Source organism: Marinobacter salinexigens, from assembly GCF_008370345.1.
Taxonomy (GTDB): domain Bacteria; phylum Pseudomonadota; class Gammaproteobacteria; order Pseudomonadales; family Oleiphilaceae; genus Marinobacter; species Marinobacter salinexigens.
The window spans coordinates 111,725-129,617 of the sequence record NZ_VTUU01000007.1; the positions used below are offsets into that span (position 1 = coordinate 111,725).

16 protein-coding genes are annotated in these 17,893 nt (G+C 57.9%); 5 read left to right on the forward strand and 11 right to left on the reverse strand.

Annotated features, from left to right (window positions below):
• Positions 1–14 precede the first annotated feature (14 nt).
• On the forward strand, positions 15–614 hold the full coding sequence (gene mobA, locus FWJ25_RS14395) for a molybdenum cofactor guanylyltransferase MobA (RefSeq protein WP_149600955.1): 600 nt from the start codon (positions 15–17) through the stop codon (positions 612–614).
• Positions 615–761: 147 nt separating this feature from the next.
• Here mobA and FWJ25_RS14400 read toward each other — a convergent pair whose 3' ends face one another.
• Genes FWJ25_RS14400 through moaB form a run of 4 tightly spaced genes read right to left on the reverse strand, consistent with a single transcriptional unit; the run spans position 762 to position 3,282 of the window.
• The gene (locus FWJ25_RS14400) at positions 762–1,208 is read right to left on the reverse strand and encodes a molybdenum cofactor biosynthesis protein MoaE (protein ID WP_149600956.1); all 447 of its coding nucleotides are present in this window, start codon (positions 1,206–1,208) and stop codon (positions 762–764) included.
• A 1-nt stretch (position 1,209) separates the two neighbouring features.
• On the reverse strand, positions 1,210–1,470 hold the full coding sequence (gene moaD / locus FWJ25_RS14405; protein ID WP_149600957.1) for a molybdopterin converting factor subunit 1: 261 nt from the start codon (positions 1,468–1,470) through the stop codon (positions 1,210–1,212).
• 2 nt (positions 1,471–1,472) lie between these two features.
• Positions 1,473–2,687 carry a molybdopterin molybdotransferase MoeA gene (locus FWJ25_RS14410; protein ID WP_149600958.1) on the reverse strand — a complete coding sequence of 405 codons (1,215 nt, stop codon included), beginning with the start codon at positions 2,685–2,687 and terminating at the stop codon, positions 1,473–1,475.
• A gap of 22 nt (positions 2,688–2,709) precedes the next feature.
• Positions 2,710–3,282, reverse strand: a complete 573-nt coding sequence (gene moaB / locus FWJ25_RS14415) for a molybdenum cofactor biosynthesis protein B (RefSeq protein WP_149600959.1) — start codon at positions 3,280–3,282, stop codon at positions 2,710–2,712.
• Positions 3,283–3,653: 371 nt separating this feature from the next.
• Between moaB and rho the strand changes: the two genes are divergently transcribed.
• From rho to FWJ25_RS14430, 3 genes are all read left to right on the forward strand, one after another.
• Positions 3,654–4,916: a transcription termination factor Rho gene (gene rho / locus FWJ25_RS14420; RefSeq protein ID WP_149600960.1), complete on the forward strand. Its 1,263-nt coding sequence runs from the start codon at positions 3,654–3,656 to the stop codon at positions 4,914–4,916.
• Between the two features lie 301 nt (positions 4,917–5,217).
• The gene (ubiD, locus tag FWJ25_RS14425) at positions 5,218–6,705 is read left to right on the forward strand and encodes a 4-hydroxy-3-polyprenylbenzoate decarboxylase (RefSeq protein ID WP_149600961.1); all 1,488 of its coding nucleotides are present in this window, start codon (positions 5,218–5,220) and stop codon (positions 6,703–6,705) included.
• Positions 6,706–6,716: 11 nt separating this feature from the next.
• Positions 6,717–7,709, forward strand: coding sequence for a 2Fe-2S iron-sulfur cluster-binding protein (locus tag FWJ25_RS14430; RefSeq protein WP_149600962.1), 993 nt, complete (start codon positions 6,717–6,719; stop codon positions 7,707–7,709).
• A 68-nt stretch (positions 7,710–7,777) separates the two neighbouring features.
• Here FWJ25_RS14430 and FWJ25_RS14435 read toward each other — a convergent pair whose 3' ends face one another.
• The 6 genes from FWJ25_RS14435 to FWJ25_RS14460 form a co-directional block, all read right to left on the reverse strand.
• On the reverse strand, positions 7,778–9,019 hold the full coding sequence (locus FWJ25_RS14435) for a heme biosynthesis HemY N-terminal domain-containing protein (protein WP_149600963.1): 1,242 nt from the start codon (positions 9,017–9,019) through the stop codon (positions 7,778–7,780).
• Positions 9,016–10,131 (reverse strand): uroporphyrinogen-III C-methyltransferase, encoded by a 1,116-nt coding sequence (locus FWJ25_RS14440; RefSeq protein WP_149600964.1) that lies wholly within the window; start codon positions 10,129–10,131, stop codon positions 9,016–9,018. Before FWJ25_RS14440 ends, FWJ25_RS14435 begins: the two co-directional genes overlap by 4 nt.
• Before the next feature lie 8 nt (positions 10,132–10,139).
• Positions 10,140–10,952 (reverse strand): uroporphyrinogen-III synthase, encoded by an 813-nt coding sequence (locus FWJ25_RS14445; RefSeq protein ID WP_149600965.1) that lies wholly within the window; start codon positions 10,950–10,952, stop codon positions 10,140–10,142.
• On the reverse strand, positions 10,933–11,874 hold the full coding sequence (gene hemC, locus FWJ25_RS14450; protein WP_149600966.1) for a hydroxymethylbilane synthase: 942 nt from the start codon (positions 11,872–11,874) through the stop codon (positions 10,933–10,935). The genes FWJ25_RS14445 and hemC overlap by 20 nt, the downstream gene beginning before the upstream one ends.
• A 98-nt stretch (positions 11,875–11,972) precedes the next feature.
• Positions 11,973–12,734, reverse strand: a complete 762-nt coding sequence (locus FWJ25_RS14455) for a LytR/AlgR family response regulator transcription factor (protein WP_149600967.1) — start codon at positions 12,732–12,734, stop codon at positions 11,973–11,975.
• A 7-nt stretch (positions 12,735–12,741) separates the two neighbouring features.
• Entirely contained in the window at positions 12,742–13,788 is a 1,047-nt protein-coding gene (locus FWJ25_RS14460; protein ID WP_149601034.1) for a sensor histidine kinase, read from the reverse strand.
• Between the two features lie 120 nt (positions 13,789–13,908).
• Between FWJ25_RS14460 and argH the strand changes: the two genes are divergently transcribed.
• On the forward strand, positions 13,909–15,318 hold the full coding sequence (argH, locus tag FWJ25_RS14465) for an argininosuccinate lyase (protein ID WP_149600968.1): 1,410 nt from the start codon (positions 13,909–13,911) through the stop codon (positions 15,316–15,318).
• Positions 15,319–15,347: 29 nt separating this feature from the next.
• Here the strand turns inward: argH and FWJ25_RS14470 are convergent, their stop codons facing one another.
• Positions 15,348–17,792 carry an EAL domain-containing protein gene (locus FWJ25_RS14470; protein ID WP_149600969.1) on the reverse strand — a complete coding sequence of 815 codons (2,445 nt, stop codon included), beginning with the start codon at positions 17,790–17,792 and terminating at the stop codon, positions 15,348–15,350.
• Positions 17,793–17,893: the final 101 nt, after the last annotated feature.

Below are 17,893 nucleotides of genomic sequence, written 5' to 3' on the forward strand. Positions count from 1 at the left end.
GGCTTTTTAATGCCATGACCACAGAAAAGAGCGGCGAGATTGTCGGCCTGTTGTTGGCTGGCGGCAAAGGTACGCGAATGGGCGGCCAGGACAAAGGCCTCCTGACCTGGAAAGGCGAACCCATGGCGGAACGGGTTTACCGGGCCTTGAGTACCGTTGTGTCTCCTGTATTGATCAGTGCCAACCGATCCCTGGTGTTCTACGAAAAGATCGCTCCCGGCCACGTTTATCCTGACACACCTGATAATACCCATAACGGCCCGCTTGCCGGCCTTCTTCGAGGGTTGATTGAAGCCGAAGGACTGGGTGCCCAGGCGGTTCTGGTCAGCCCATGTGACACACCGGACATCACCCCTGCAACGCTAAGCGCATTGGTAGAAGCCTGGAAAATTCAGCCATTGCGACCGGTTGTCGCAGAATGCGAAGGCCGAATCCACCCGTTGCACGGTGTCTACCCCGTCAGCGTTCTGATTCAACTCAGTGAATGGCTGGCGTCTGGTAATCGAAGAGTGATGAAGTTCGCGGAATCGGTAAATGCGGTAGTCGTGGATTGTCCAGAAGCCGAAGCTGCCTTCCAGAACAGAAACAGGCCAGAAGACCTTGCAGGAAAATAAAATTGCAGGCCGTTAGTGCGTTTCACCCCCGAAAATGTGCGGAGCCATGGATGGCGGAGCCCAAGCGCACATGGATGTGCCCGTAGCGGTTTTCGGGGGTGAAACGCACTAACGGCCGGCCAGGCTATAAGTGACAGGCCAGGAGGATCAATCCCAGGTTTTGGTCTTGTCCAGGTCGGAGTTCTTCTGCTCAACCCAATGCTCCCCGTCCTTGGTCAACTCCTTCTTCCAGAACGGCGCGGATGTTTTGAGCGCATCCATAATAAATTCACAAGCGGCAAACGCATCGCCCCGATGCGCACTGCAGACTCCCACAAATACGATCTGATCGCTCAGTGTTAACCGCCCAACCCGGTGAATCACCCGGGCCTCCCGGACATTCCAGCGTTGGGATGCCTGCTCAATCAGCCCGGCAATGACCTGCTCAGTCATACCCGGATAATGCTCCAGACAGAGCCCCGTAACTCCTTCCATGTCGCCGGAATCACGAACCAGGCCGGTGAACGTGGCAATTGCACCGGTACCTGCACCGCTGCTTCGCAGTGCTGAGTGTTCTGCGGCGACATCAAAGTCCTCAATCTGGATTGAAATCACATCAGCCTCCGGTCACCGGCGGGAAAAATGCTACCTCGTCGCCGGCTTTTATCCCCGTTGATGGTTTGGCGATCGCCTGATTGACTGCCACCATTACCGGTTGCTCGCCATTCAATTGGGACCAGGCTCCACCCCGCCCGGCAAGTTCTTCAAGTAAATCACCCGCCGTCAGTTCCGGCCGCGCTGGCATCTCCAGTGTTTCTGTCTCCAGCTCTTCTCTCAGTCTGGCAAAGAAACGGACGGTGATAGTATCTGAGTGCATGATCAGGCCAATAATTCAGAGAATGAGTAATAGGTTAACAGATCGCCCGGCTGCACCGTGGTGTTTTCAGGCACGATAGCCAGGCCATCAGCCCAGCAGGCTGAGCTAAGCACGCCGGAACTTTGATTCGGATACGCCGCCACGCGGGTTTCGCCATCAATCAGTTCCTTTCGTGCGCGGACGAATTCTCGTCTGACCGACGGCGATGCCACCGGGAATGCAGCGGGCAGTGTTTCTGACAGCGGCGCCGTTACTGGTCTGCCCTGGCATTTTCGAATAAACGGCATACCGATCATCAGAAACGTCACCAGTACAGCCGCCGGATTTCCTGGCAGGCCAAGTACCGGAGTGCCGGCAATATGGCCGAACGCCAGCGGCTTGCCCGGTTTGATGGCAAGTCGCCACAGCGACAGTTCACCACCGTCTTCCAGGACTGCCCTTACATGATCTTCCTCTCCCACCGACACACCTCCACTGGTAATAACCAGATCGGCAGCCGTGGCGGCTCGTTGCAGGGTAGCCCGGGTGGCTTCCCGAGTGTCCTCCAATGTCTCGCACAGGACGATGTCGCATCCAGCACGGGCCAGCAGACCGAGCAGGGTGTAGCGGTTGGTGTTATAGATCTGTCCGGGCGCCAGCGGCTTGCCCGGATCGACCAGCTCGTCGCCGGTGGTCAGGATGGCGACTTTGAGCCTGTCCAGCACAGGCACCCTGGCGAACCCCATAGAAGCCAGCAAACCCATTTCCTGGGGACGGATGCGGGTACCCCGGGCCAGAGCCAGATCGCCCTTGGCAAGATCCTGCCCCCGGCGCCGTATATTTTGGCCCGCTGATACCTCCGCCTGGACCTCAATGCCGGAATCGGAGCTCGCGACACGCTCTTGCATCACCACCGAGTCGGCTCCGGGAGGCACTTCCGATCCCGTAAAAATCCGGGCTGCGGTGCCTGGCAAGAGAGGTTCCGGGGCGGTACCCGCGGGAATCCGGGCGGATATCGGCAGAATGGTTCCCGGCTTCACGTCTTCCTGGCGTACGGCATAGCCATCGACAGCGCTATTATCCGCTGGCGGTACATCGGCCGGAACATACTGGTCCGCGGCGAGAATTCGGTCCAGTGCATCGGTCAATGCTACGTCTCCTGAAGCGGGAACAACGGTTGCCCGCTCCAGGATGTGTGTGAGAGCGTCTTCGACAGGGGTAAGGTGTTGGCCTTTCATTCAGGCAATGCTCCTAACTGGCTTAACGCGTCGCGCGGTTGCCAATGATCTCATGAACCCGGTGTGCCGGGCCTTCAGGCTTGCGCAGCACCAGAGCAGAGAAATTGCAGGGGCCGTGGCGACTGTCCAGTTGGGTGGCCAGAATGCCTTCCCAGCCCGTACGGCAGGCTCCGGTAGATCCTGGCAGGCAAAAGATGACGGTGTGATTTGCCAGGCCGCCGAAGGCTCTGGACTGAATGGTTGAGGTACCGATCTCAGACGCTGAAATCCGGCGGAATTCCTCGCCGAAGCCTTCGATGGTTTTGTCCAGCAGTGGGCCAACCGCTTCAGGAGTGCTGTCGCGTTCATGGAAACCGGTCCCGCCGGTAATCAGTACAACATGAATGTCGGGGTCTGCAACCCAGCCGGAAATGACCGCCCTGATCAAGTAAATGTCATCCGGAAGAATGCGCCGGGCCAGCAGGTTGTGGCCCGACTCAGTAACGCTGTCTTCCAGGTACTGGCCAGAACTGTCCTCATCCGGGCCCCGGGTGTCCGAGACCGTCAGGATGGCGATATTGAGGGGTTTGAGTTCGCCTGAGGGTTTGCTGCTCATTGAAGTGGCTCCGCAGAAAGTTGTGGATTATCACCAGTATCCGAAACCGCTGGGGTGATTGGAAGAGGAGTAACTCTTCGGGGGGAGGTCGGAGGCGGTTTGCCTCCTACTTCTGGAGTGAATGTGATCAAATTGTCGCAAATTTGCTCAGCGGGCTTGACATCCGCTGCTAAGGTGGCCGATGATCCTTCTTGCCCGGCGAACGGTTGTTCCCACTCTACTGGCTTCAGTACCTTTAATTCCGGACTCCATCTACACCGGTTGCTCCACCTGGCCAGCAACATGTCCAATGACTATTTGACCAATCCGTTCAGGGGCACCCCTGTCATTCCAATATTCGTTTACTTCCATTCCTGAAAATCCAACAAACTATGAACCTAACTGAACTCAAGCAGAAGTCCGTACCCGAGTTGCTCGAAATCGCGCAAGAAATGGGTCTCGATAACCTGGCTCGTTCCCGTAAACAGGATGTGATCTTTTCCATTCTGAAAAAACACGCCAAAAGCGGCGAAGACATCTACGGCGACGGCGTACTGGAAATTCTGCAGGACGGTTTCGGTTTCCTCCGTTCCGCCGATGCCTCCTACCTGGCAGGTCCTGACGATATCTATGTTTCTCCCAGTCAGATCCGTCGCTTCAACCTGCGGACCGGTGATACGATAGCCGGTAAAATTCGACCGCCAAAAGACGGCGAACGCTACTTTGCCCTGTTGAAAGTTAACGAGATTAACTTCGACAAACCGGACAATGCCCGTAACAAGATCCTGTTTGAAAACCTGACGCCGCTGTTTCCGCAGGAACGTCTGTCACTGGAAGCCGGTAACGGCAGTACCGAAGACCTGTCTGCACGGGTTCTGGACCTGGTGGCTCCGATCGGAAAAGGCCAGCGTGGCCTGATCGTCTCCCCGCCGAAGGCCGGTAAGACACTGCTGATGCAGGGGATTGCCCAGTCCATCACCCGCAACAACCCTGAATGTCACCTGATGGTGCTGCTGATCGACGAGCGCCCGGAAGAAGTGACCGAGATGCAGCGGACCGTGCGCGGTGAAGTCGTTGCCTCAACCTTCGACGAGCCGCCTGCGCGTCACGTTCAGGTTGCTGAGATGGTGATCGAAAAGGCCAAACGCCTGGTCGAGCACAAGAAAGACGTGGTCATCCTGCTGGACTCCATCACTCGTCTGGCACGTGCCTACAACACCGTTATTCCTTCCTCCGGTAAGGTACTGACCGGTGGTGTTGACGCCCACGCCCTCGAAAAACCCAAGCGTTTCTTCGGCGCAGCCCGTAACGTGGAAGAAGGCGGAAGCCTGACCATCCTGGCAACCGCGCTGGTTAACACCGGTTCCAAGATGGACGAGGTTATCTACGAAGAATTCAAGGGTACCGGTAACATGGAAGTCCACCTGGACCGCCGTATTGCCGAAAAACGTACCTACCCGGCCATCAACATCCGAAGCTCCGGCACCCGTCGTGAAGACCTGCTGATGAGTGAAGCGGATATCCAGCGCGTCTGGATCCTGCGGAAGCTGCTGCACTCCATGGACGACGATACCGCTGCGATCGAGTTCCTGCTGGACAAACTCAAGGACACCAAGACCAACGACGAGTTCTTCCAGTCCATGAAGCGTCGTTGATCGTAGGAGTTGACTTGGCGCCTCTGACTGGTGGGGGAGGCGTTGGCGGCGATAATCTCCAGAGACACGCCGTGAACCCATCCCTGGGGGCTTGGTCTTGCCATCCTTGGCAAGACACAGTCTCTGGAGATTATCCCCGCCAACGCCAGTTATCTTTGGTGCGCGCACTCTAAGTAGTCAGTTCCCTGGATCGAAGAACGAAGCCGGGAAGGGGGTCCAAAACAATCAGGGAAACCACGTTTTCCGTTTTGGACCCCTTTCCCGGCTTTGTTCAAACTCCTATGCCGAACGGAGCCAGACAATGAATTACAGCGACCTTCGGGACTTCATCAACCAGCTGGAGAAGCTCGGCGAGCTGAAACGGATCACCGTTGAAGTCGACCCCCATCTGGAAATGACCGAAATCTGCGACCGCACCCTGCGGGCAGGTGGGCCAGCATTGTTGTTTGAAAACCCCAAAGGCTATGACATGCCCGTACTGGCCAACCTGTTTGGCACCCCCAAGCGGGTCGCGTTGGGCATGGGACAGGAAGATGTCACCGCATTGCGGGAGATCGGAAAGTTGCTGGCATTCCTCAAAGAGCCAGATCCCCCCAAGGGTTTCAAAGACGCCATCGAAAAGCTGCCGTTGTTCCGGCAGGTGATGAGAATGAGCCCGAAAGTGCTTCGCTCAGCGCCGTGTCAGGAGGTTGTGATCGAAAAGGATCAGATCGACCTTTACCAGATTCCGGTTCAGAAATGCTGGCCCGGTGATGCTGGCCCTCTGGTGACCTGGCCGTTGGTGATTACTCGGGGGCCGCATAAGGAACGGCAGAATCTCGGTATTTACCGCCAGCAGGTGATCGGCCGCAATCGTTTGATTATGCGCTGGCTGAGTCACCGGGGTGGGGCGCTGGACTTTCGTGAGTTCCAGAAGGCCAATCCGGGAAAGCCCTATCCGGTAGCTGTTGCCCTGGGTGCTGACCCGGCCACGATTCTCGGTGCCGTTACGCCTGTGCCGGATACTTTGTCAGAGTATGCCTTTGCCGGATTGTTGCGTGGCAGCCGTACGGAACTGGTGAAAGCGGGACTGAGTGATCTGCAGGTGCCGGCCAGCGCCGAGATTGTTCTGGAAGGTTTTATCTATCCGGACGATATGGCGCCGGAGGGGCCTTTTGGTGATCACACCGGTTACTACAACGAGGTGGATCAGTTTCCAGTGTTTACCGTGGAGCGGATCACCCATCGTAAGGATGCGATATACCATAGCACCTACACCGGCCGCCCGCCTGATGAACCGGCGGTACTTGGTCTGGCGCTTAACGAAGTGTTTATTCCGATATTGCAGAAGCAGTTTCCTGAAATTGTGGATTTCTATCTGCCACCGGAAGGCTGTTCCTATCGCCTTGCCGTGGTCACCATGAAGAAGCAGTATCCTGGCCATGCGAAACGGGTGATGATGGGCGTATGGTCGTTCCTGCGCCAGTTCATGTACACCAAGTTCGTGATTGTGACAGACGACGACGTCAACGCGCGGGACTGGAAAGACGTGATCTGGGCAATTACCACCCGAATGGACCCGGCCCGGGACACCACGCTGGTGGAAAACACGCCCATCGACTATCTGGATTTTGCCTCGCCGGTGTCCGGCCTGGGGTCCAAGATGGGTATGGACGCGACCAACAAATGGCCGGGTGAAACGGATCGGGAGTGGGGCGAGCCGATTGTGATGGCCGATGAGGTGAAAAGTCGGGTCGATGACATCTGGGACAGTCTGGGTATTGAAATCCCGGCTGGCCGCCCCGAGTAACAGGGTTGCCCGTGTACAGGGTAGTGTTTGAGCCAGCAGGCATCGAGTTGCTGTCGGCTCCTGAGGATGACTTGCTCAGTGCGACTGCCGGGGCTGGTGTTCGAGTGCCTGCAGCCTGCCGTAACGGGGTGTGTGAGATCTGTGAAGCCCGCCTGCTGGCCGGGACGGTACTCAACACCCGAAACCAACAGATGATTCCGGTCAACGGGCGCCTGATGCTGTGTAGAAGCCTGGCCCTGAGTGACCTTGAACTGGAGATGACCGCCATTATGGCAGCCGGAAAGATAGAGCCTCGTAAGTTTCAGGCGAATGTAGTGGATGTTCAGCCGATCAGCCACGATGTATACCGGGTTGAGTTGAAACTCCCCCGTCGCCGTGAACTGACGTTCCACGCCGGCCAGTATCTCTCGGTGAACCTCCCGGATGCCGATCCCTGCTATTTCTCCATTGCCAGCAGTCCTGCCGAGCCGAATATTGAGCTGCACATTCAGGCATCTCCGGAGTGGGTTTCGGCCCAGAAGGTAATTGATGCGCTCGTGCTGGGCAGCGATGTGACCCTGGAGCTACCCCATGGCAGGGCCTGTCTGGCTGTTGCGCCGCAGCGCCCTGTGTTACTGGTAGCAGCGGGAACAGGCTTTGCGCAGATGAAAAGTCTGGTGAATTATCTGCGTGAAACCACCTTCGCGCACCCGCTCACTCTGTTCTGGGGTGTGCGTCGCCAGGAAGATATGTATTTGCGCAGCATGGCTGAGCAGTGGGCGCAGGACTGGTCTCCTCTGACCTTTGTTCCGGTTGTTGGTGACGATGAAGATAATGACTGGGGTGGACACCATGACCAGTTGGTCCGAGCGGTGCTGGCTTCAGGCGCCGACTGGAAGAATGTGGAAGTTCACGCTAGCGGTTCACCGACTATGGTGTATACCCTGATGGATGCGCTCATTGAAAAGGGGTTGCCGGAATCGGCATTTTTCTCGGATGTGCTGGAATACGCACCGCGGGGATAGGTGACCAGATCCGGGGGCAGATGTCAGTCCTGCCCCCGGATTTCATCGGCTTCACGTAAACGGGGCTTTTACGCCTTCGGCATCGGTAGCTCGGGCAGGCCATTGTCCTTGGCCAATCCCTGCATCATGAGTTTGACACTGGCTTCCTCTTCCCCCATATGGGCATTCAGCCTGCTTAGTTCTGCCAGAGTTTCCCGGCTGCGGCGCAGCTTCAGACTGGTTTCAAAGTATTCCCTGGCCTTGCCCCAGAGCTGGTTTCTCAGGCTCAGGCGGCCCAGCGCCAGCAATAGTTCCGGATTATTTGGGCGGTCTTTCAGCCACTGCTCAGCCAGGAGTAATTGCTCGTCCGGCTTGTGCCCCCCAATACGGCCATAGAGGTTTACCAGTTCGTCACTCCAGTGGTTCCGCAGAACCTTGCGCAGCAGTGTCTCAGTCTGGGCTTCATCCCCCAGATCCGCGAGCAGGCGTGCGTAGTCCTTGATGGTCTGCTCGTCGCGGCGCAGGTATCCCGGGAGTGCATCCCAGAGTCTTGTCAAAGGGTCCAGGGAGGCTTGTGGGTCTTCCTCGCGTTGACGACGGCAGTCCTCGGCGGCACGTTCAAGCAGGTTGTGCCAGACCTGACGCTGGAGTTCGTTGAATTCGTTCTCGGGCAGAACGTGGCGCTTTTGTAGATCCGGTAGCAGTTTGCACAGTTCCCGCCAGTCTTCCAGTCGCAGGTAAGTATTTTTCAGAAGCTTCAGCACAAACGGATGATTGGGTGATTGTTTGCGTAGGCGGAGCAGCGTTGCCAGGGCCTGCTCAAGTCTGTTGCCGGCCAGTTGGAGTTGAGCCTGGGTGATGCCAACCGCCATATCCGAGCCTGGCGTACTTTCGAACGCTTTTCGTAGCAGTTCATCTACCGCGTCATGGTCGCCGGATTCAAAGGAAGCCTGGGCCGCGGCAAGGTAGTTGATCAGTGGCGTGTCGGCGTGGCTGGCGGAAGTGGTCAGTAGTTTTCGTGCCCTTGGCCAATTGCCCTCTGCGAGCGCCAGCAAACCCTGGGTTGTGCGCCGGCGGGAACGGCGCTCATTGCCCCGGGCCAGCCATCCGGTGACCATGCCGGAACTTTGGCGAAAGCGCCGGAACAGATTGAGTGACACAACGATTACGGCAACCAGCAGCACCAGCAGCACGATGCCTACCCAGAAGTTGGTTTCAATCAGGTAGTTGCCGAGACTGATGCGTATATAGCCCAGATCGTACTGGAGCCCCAGGGACAGCCCCGTGCCAATCAGCAGGGCCAGAAGTGCTATCAGCAACAGGCGAATCATGAAGCATCGTCTCCGTTGTCGGCGCTATCCGCCTCAGGTTTGCTGTCGCTTGTAGTCATGCGACCGGCGAGGCGCTCCTTCAGTAACGCCAGGGACTGGCTGATATCCGGAAGCTTGGGGTCGACATTGCGGGTCGCCAGTTCAGCGAGGGTTTCAGACAGGGCGGAGACTCTCGGGTTGGTGTTGTCATACCAGTTGTCGACGGTGTTTCTGGCTTTTGCCAGGGCACGCTCGAACAGGGGCTGGTTGCCGCGCAGTACTGCCATTTCCGCTTCTTCCAACATCAGCTGCAGATTCAGTCGGGCGTAAGCACTCTGGTCAGGCGACAGCAATGGTTTGACGGGCTCATCCATGCGACGGACAACAATGACCTGCTTGATGGTCGCTTTGAACTTGTCCCAGGCGCGCAGGAAGATGTTTCGGGTTTCGACGCCAGCCTCGGTGTTGTCATCTGGTGTTATGAATCCGGGTGCCCGCGCGCTGATCAGAGCCTGGTCAGTCAGCTCGTGAACACCGCTGATGGCGGCTTCGAGGGTCAGATAAAGGCCGGTGCGATCAACACCGCTGATGCCTTTGAGGGCAAGAACTTCCCGGGCCAGTTGCTGGCGAACAGGGTAAACACCGATGTCGTCGGATTCGGTCAGAACGTCGTCGGCGGCTTCCAGTGCAGACAGCGCGCCCCGGATATCCTTTTCGATCAGCAGTCTCTGGTTGGCTATCCGCAGCAGGTACTCAGCTTCGGCGAGCAGCCAGTCCGTGCGGGTGCGGTTACCTGCCTCAAGCAGCTCACGTGCAGTGTGGTCGATCTGTCGTTGCTGGGTGGCGATCAGTTCGCGTTGGGCTGCGAGCTTGTCTTCCAGTGCCTGAATTCGCTGGCTTTGCTGACTGCCACGATCACTGTACAGATCTTCCAGGCGATTGGTGTTCTGCTGCAGGGACTGGAGCGTTTGCTGCACGGCCTGATGATTATTCCACTGTTGCCAGCTCCAGAGCCCGAGAGCCAAGGCGGCAATCAGCGCCAGTACAGCGATCAGCCATACGGGCCAGAGTTTGGGACGCTCGGGCGTCTTTTGGGGAATTGGGGCAGGCAGTTGATTCGTTGTCTCAGTCACGGGCGTCCTTACTTGGCTTGTCCGGCCCCGCCGTCTCCGGCGCCAAGATGCGCTGCAACGGAGGCCATGATGTCTTTGTCGGCCAGACTGTCCGGTATGCAAATATGTCGGAATCCAGCACTGCGGGCCTGCTCGGCGACCCGATCAGCCGGAACAATCAATAACCTATCGTATAGATTATGGCCGCTCTTCGCACATAGTGCGATGAGATTCTGCAAGGTTTCCCCGGACAGGGTCACAATGGCCTCGGGCGCAAACTTGCCTAGAATCTCGTTGACCTGGTGAGCAGTATAGTCCGGGAACAGGCGGCGGTAGAGTGGCAACACAGTGACCCGGGCTCCCCGGCTTTCCAGGGTTTGCCGGATCAGTTCCCGGCCATCTTCGCCCCGGGCCAGCAGAACCCGTTCGCCGTTCATTGCAGTCAGAGAGGGTAGTGCAAGCAGCGCTTCACTGGTCCAGCCCCGGGCCGGTTTTCGGGTACTGATGCCATATTCGGAAAATACCCTGGCCGTGCCGGCTCCGACGGCATACCAGCGTATGCCTGAAGGAACTTGTGGCCACCAGGTGTCCAGTTCATCCAGTAACAACCTGGCGGCGTACGGGCTGACGGCAATAATATGCGAGAACTGATCCAGATCGAGTATCAGGGTACGGCGTTCCGGCGTTTCGGGCAGGGGCTGCCGATCAATCAGTGGCATCACCCTGACGTCGGCGCCAGATGCGCTAAACAGTGTCGCAAGTCTGGACGCTTCAGGCTCGGGCCGACAGATCAGCACCCGCCGGCATTCGAGGGAGGGCATCTCAGCGCGGGGTGTGGCCATAGATTTCGGCCAGAACCTTGTCTGCACCCAGGGCCAGAAGTTCTTCGGCCAGCTCCCGACCCAGGCGTTCGCCTTCACTGCGGGGCGCTCGGCCTTCCACCCGGAAAATTTCGGTGCCATCGACCGAACCTACAAGCCCGCGCAGCCACAGGGTGTCGTCGTCTTCCAGCAGTGCGTAGGCGGCAATGGGTACCTGACAGCCGCCTTCAAGACGACGGTTCAGGGCCCGTTCTGCGGTTACCCGATCCCAGCTGTCTTTGTGGGTCAGCTGATCCAGCATGGCACGAAGTTCGTTGTCGCCCAGCCGGCATTCGATGCCCAGAGCACCCTGGCCAACCGCAGGCAGGGAAATGGTGTCAGGCAGGCAGTAGCGGATGCGGTCATGGAATCCGAGGCGTTTGAGACCAGAACTCGCCAGCACAATAGCGTCATATTCGCCGGCGTCCAGCTTGGCCAGGCGGGTGTTGACGTTGCCCCGGAGTACACGGATCTGGAGGTCCGGGCGATGAGAGCGCAGTTGCGCTTCCCGGCGCAGGCTGGCTGTGCCCACGATGGCACCTTCAGGCAAGGCATCAATGTTTTCGTATTGATTGCTCACGAACGCATCAGTCGGGTCTTCACGTTCACAGATGGCGACCAGGCCCAGGCCTTCAGGGAACTCCATGGGGACATCCTTCATGGAATGCACGGCGAGATCGGCCCGGCCATCCAGCATTGCCTCTTCGAGTTCCTTCACAAACAAACCCTTGCCGCCGATCTTGGCGAGAGGAACATCCAGGATCTTGTCGCCCTGAGTCTTGATCTTGATGAGTTCAACGCTGACGTTGTCGTTCAGCCGCTCAAGTTCAGACTTGATGAACTCGGCCTGCCACAGTGCCAGAGCGCTGCTACGGGTTGCGATGCGAAGGGTACGTTTGGACATGGTGCTCACTGTCGGTTCGGAAAATGTCCGCCAAGGTTACCTTGTGACGGCAAAAAAGTCCCGCTATAGGCCGGGACATACCCCTAAGGTGGCAGATGTCAGCCTGGCTGCTGGTCCTGGAGCCACTGGCGGACGGTGCTGACATGGCGCCGGCTGACCTGCAGGGTCCCGAGATCTTGCCGTAACAGAATGTCACTGTGTCCTTCGGGCGACCGGTGAAGGGCCTGTATAAAACGGACTCCGACCAGGGTATGGCGGTGGATTCTAAGGAGGTGGTGCGGGTAAGCGTTTTCCAGTTCCTTGAGGGTATAGTCGCAGACTGTATCGCCATGGGTGTGATGGAGGGTGACGTATTTCTGGTCCGCTTCGCAGTATACGATATCCGTGAGGTCGATCAGCTCGGTGCCCCTGTGGGTTTTGACGGCAATCTGGTCATCGTTCTGCTGGGACTGGCTGGTTAGCGCTTGTAGCTGGACCCGGTTAACCCGTCCTGCGCGCGCCAGGGCGTTAGCGAGCGCTTCCTTGCGTACCGGTTTCAACAGGTACGCCACGGCGTGGACGTCGAACGCCTGAATCGCGTAGTGGTCGTACGCGGTGCAGAAAATAAGTGCCGGCGGATTGGCGAGTCGAGCCAGTCTGGCCGCCGCTTCCATGCCATCCATGTCGGGCATGCGAATGTCCAGGAGCAGAATGTCCGGCTCCAGTTCAGCAACCCGCTGCAGGGCGGTATTTCCGTCTGACGCCTCGCCGCAAACCCGGTAACCGGGCAAAGCTTCAACCAGGCGGCGAAGCCGGTCCCTGGCCAGGGGTTCGTCATCAGCGATGAGAATGGATTGATTCCTGTCAGGCGTATTGATCATGCCAGTGTCAGGTCCTTCTTGTCGGCGTTTTTCGGGTGTTGGCATCCAGTCGCGGAAGGCGCAGAGTCACCGTGTATATGCCGTTGTGCTGGCTGCGTTTGAGTACCGCGGGTTCGCCAAACAGGGCGTGCAGGCGGGACTGGATGTTGGCCAGGGCAATGCGGTTACCCTGATGCTCTGTGCCGTTGTGCTCCGGGTTCGGATTCTGAACCAGCAAGTATACAAAATCTCCCTGGGCTTTGACTTCGACCCGGACTTCTCCTCCCTCTTTCAGGGGTTGGATACCGTGGTAGATGGCATTTTCCAGCAATGGCTGCAGGGTCAGTGGCGGGATGGCCTGGTTGTCGAGGCCTGGGGACAGGTCCCACTGTAAAGTGAGTCGGTCACCCAGCCGCAGTGCTTCGATGGCCAGGTAGCGCTGGCACAGGTCCAGTTCCCTGGATAGCGGAATCAGCTGGTCGCCGGTCCTCAGGCTGGCGCGGAACAGTTCTGACAGGTCCAGGACGGCCTCTTCGGCCTGGTCCGGGTTGCTGGCAATCAGGCTGGCGATGGTGTTCATGCTGTTGAACAGGAAATGAGGCTGGATACGGGCCTGCAATGCGGTCAGGTGAGCCTGCATTTCGGCTTCACGTTGTTGTTGCCACTGGTGTTGAAGGTAGAAGTATCGCAGCACCATCAGGATGATGAGCAGTGCCAGCAGCAGCTTCTTGGCAATGCCGTGCCAGGCGGCAATGCCCTCCTGCGGGTGCAGGACGTTGTCTGCGAACAGGCTGAAAGCCAGCACGTCCAGAAGCACAATCAACACGATGCTGATGGTAGCCCGGCCAACGCTCATTCGTGCGAGTCGTTGCCGCAGAAGGCAGATCAGGGCTGCGCTGGTCAGGGTGGTCCATTGTACAAACAGCGACAGCAGCCCGAAGTAGTTCCAGTCAATCCAGCCACTGCTGGCCTGAACAACTGCCAGCAGCAGAACCAGGACTTCGCTGGTAACCAGTAACAGGAAAACGGCACGTACCCGGCACAGGTCCGGTACGTAAAAGTTACTGGTGTCGATCTGCTTGCGCTTGCTCAGAGGTGTCTCCTTTCGGCCGGTCAGAATGCTATAATCCCGGCACGTTTTAATGTACCCAGTCCCCGCCAGATGATGCCGGGCTGTCAGCAGGAAAGATAGACCATGACGGATCAGAAAAAGTCTGACCAGACCACAACCTCCGAAAAACCCTGGGGCGGACGCTTCAGCGAGCCCACGGATGCTTTCGTTGAGCGTTTTACCGCCTCCGTCGGTTTCGATCAGCGTCTTTATCACCACGACATTACCGGCTCTATTGCCCACGCCACCATGCTGGCGGCGGTAGGGGTGCTGACGGAAGAAGAGCGGGACACCATCATCGAGGGCCTGAATGCGGTCAAGGCCGATATCGAAGCGGGCAAGTTCGAGTGGTCAGTCAGTCTGGAAGATGTCCACATGAACGTGGAGGCGCGCCTGACCGACCGGATCGGTATCACGGGCAAGAAGCTCCATACTGGCCGCAGCCGTAACGATCAGGTTGCTACGGATATCCGCCTGTACCTGCGGGATGAGATTGATGTGATCGCAGAGGAACTGGCTCGATTGAAGGCGGGCCTGCTGGATCTGGCAGAGCGTGAAGCCGACACCATCATGCCGGGCTTTACGCATTTGCAGACCGCTCAGCCGGTGACTTTCGGTCATCACCTGCTGGCCTGGTATGAAATGCTGGTGCGGGATGCAGATCGCCTGCAGGACTGCCGTAAGCGGGTGAATGTCATGCCGTTGGGCGCGGCTGCACTGGCTGGTACCACTTATCCGATTGATCGGGATATGACGGCCCGCCTGCTGGGCTTTGACCGGGCTACCGAGAACAGCCTGGATTCGGTGAGTGATCGCGATTTCGCCATCGAATTCTGTAGCTTTGCGTCACTGCTGATGACCCACCTGTCGCGGTTCAGCGAGGAATTGGTGCTATGGACGTCGGCGCAGTTCGACTTTATCGATCTTCCGGACCGCTTCTGCACCGGTTCGTCCATCATGCCTCAGAAAAAGAATCCGGACGTGCCGGAGCTGGTGCGTGGCAAAACCGGCCGTGTGAATGGTCACCTGATCAGTCTGCTGACCCTGATGAAAAGCCAGCCGCTGGCCTACAACAAGGACAATCAGGAAGATAAAGAACCGCTGTTCGATACCGTTGATACCATCAAGGGCTGTCTGAAAGCCTATGCGGACATGATCCCGGCTATTCGTCCCAAGGCAGATAACATGCGCGAGGCTGCCAAGCGTGGTTTCTCCACAGCGACGGATCTGGCAGATTACCTGGTTAAAAAGGGCGTACCTTTCCGGGATGCCCATGAAATTGTTGGTAAGTCTGTAGCGTTCGGTGTGGCCGAAAGTCGCGACCTGTCTGAGATGACACTGGATGAGCTGCGTCAGTTCTCCGATGTGATCGGAGAGGATGTGTTCGAGGTACTGACCCTGGAAGGTTCTGTACAGGCCCGGAACCACCTGGGCGGCACAGCACCTAATCAGGTGCGTGCCGCTGTAGAGCGGGCCCGTCGCCAGCTGGGCTGAACCCGTTCTGCCGGCACCGGGCGCGATGGCTAGCCGCCGATGCGCCCGGTGCTCAGATCAACCGCCACCGGTGCCAGCTCTGATAACGGGAGCGGTCGGGACAGGCGGAACCCCTGGCCGAAGTGAATGCCCAAGGCCCGGACTTTTCTCAGCATGTCGTCGTTTTCGATAAACGTGGCAACCGTCGTTTTCCCCGCCGCTTCTGCAATCCGGTGCAGGGCCTCCAGCATGACCTGCTGAACCGGGTCTTCCTCCAGGGTGGACATCATTTGCCGATCCAGCTTGATAATGTCAACCGGTAGCCTGGCCGCCAAGCTGTAACTTTCTACGGAGGCCCCGGCACCGTCCAGAGCCACCCTGCACCCTACCTTGTGCATCGCTTCACTGAGTTGGGCTACATCGTCCGGGTACCTGGTCGCATGTGCCTCCCGGATTTCCAGGCAGAAACAGCCCGGGTCGTAAGGACTGTCGCTCAGAACCTCGAGCATAAATTCCGGGAAGGTGTCGTCCAGAACGCTGGCGAGCGAAAGGTTGAATCCGCAGTATTTAAGTCGGGGTTCCATGAGTGGGCGCTGGTGGAGCCAGGCCAGGGTCTGGCGGATGACCTGTCGATCCAGTTGTCTGGCAAGGTCAAAACGTTCTGCCACGGGCAGAAACTCATCCGGCTGTAACGGGGGCTGAAGGTGGTCTTTGCCGGGAATGCGACACAGTATCTCTATGTGGTCGCCCCAGGTGGCGCTCGCCACCGGTTTCAGGACCTGATACTCCAGCAGCAGATTCTCGTTATCGAGGGCTGAGCGGATCTGAGTCACCTGCTGGCTTGTCATAGCTTCATCGGTAGGATGATCTATGGCTTGGGCTGCATGAATACGGTTACGGCCTGACGTTTTTGCGGTGTGGCAAAGCTCGGCAGCCTGATCCAGGAGTTGCTCTGGATCGCCCGGAACTTTGCCTTCGAGTATCAGTAGCCCTCCGGATGCGGTGGTCCGGATAGTCTGTTCCTGTGATTCAAAGACAAAATCACCAATCAGCGTGATGATCTCGTTGGCCAATTCCCTCGCCCGCGGCTGAGGGCAGTTCTCAATCAGCAGTGCAAAGGTGTCGCCGGACAGTCGGGCCAGGGCATCTCGTTGCCGAACGCGGATGCCCAGGCTGCCGGCCAGTTCCCGCAGGTAGCGATCGCACGTGCCGGATCCTGCCTGCTGGTTGAAACCTTCGAAGTGATCAAGGTCGATAAACAGTAGGCTGTCGCAGGATATTCGCTGATGTTTCTGATCGAGGATTCGCTGAAGGCGAGTCAGGAACTCCCTGCGGTTCATCAGCCCGGTAATCGGATCATGGCGCAGCCGGTGGTCTCCGCGGCCGGTTCGGGAGGAACGGGCTGTTGTGTCCCGGGCTACATGAACTGCGCCCAGGACCTGGCCCTGACTATCAGTCAAACGCTGATAATGAAATTCGAGGATGGGCAGTTCCTGGTTACCCTGAGCTGCCGGCATCTCAATAAGCAGACTTTCGCGCTCAAAGGCCTTTTGCCAGAGCCGTTCTGCCATGCGCCGCTCACTGGGAAAATCGCTGAGCAGGGCCTTCAGATTCTGGCCGGGGGCAGGGACTGTTCCGAAGTGCCTGGCGAAGTGGCGGGCAAATGCCTGGTTACAGTGAAGCAGGTTAAGCTGGGTGTCGACCGCGGCGATCAGATCGCGAGAGGCCAGGGTGGTCATGGCCAGTAGTCTTTCCGATTGCTGTAAAGTGTTGTCCTGGGTCATCTCCCTGGTCAGATCGACGAGAGTGCCGCCGAGCCGGTGTGTGTCGGGGCCGAATTCAAGACGTTGGCCGTTAAACATGACCCTGCGGAGGTCCTGCTTTGCTGTCACTATCGTAAGTTCTATAGAGAATGGCTGGCCGGTGAGGATGCAGCGGCGGAACATGGCTCGCACCCGGGCTTGTCCGGTCTGGCAGTAATACAGTGCCTGTTCCGGGGTAATCTCCGTGCCGGGCTTGAGTTCCAGAATCCGAAACAGGCCACCGCTCCAGGACATGGTGTTGCGGGTGTTATCCAACTCCCAAATCCCGAATTCTGCGCTGCTTTCCGCGAGTTGAAATAGCGCTGGATCAATATCGGATACTGAACGGTAGGTTATAGTCGCGGTTGCTGCTTTGTCGGAGTCCCGTGATTCCTGACTCAGGCTCAGGTTGGCGGTGTAGAAAAAACCTTCTTTGTGCCGGAAGGTAACCAGGGCTTTCTGGCCTCTTTCCAGTTGATGCCGGTTGGCGGGTGCGAAGGGGTCATCCTGGCGGGATGCAAGCACTGTTTGGACCGGGCGCCCTCTGAGTTCGTTGGCATCATATCCCAGTACCGACTCGGCATGATGGTCCGCGTGTAGTATTCGACCTTCATCGTCAATGGACAGCCATGTCGAACGGGCAGGTGTCTGCCGCTGGTCGGATCTGCACCGCGTGATGACAAATTCTTTCACTGGGCTCGGGCCTCGATATCATCAGGCAAGCCCTGATCAACGGGGCGCCTTGGTCGCTTTTGTTTTATGATCTGTTTTGCAACGATGTATTCATAATACTG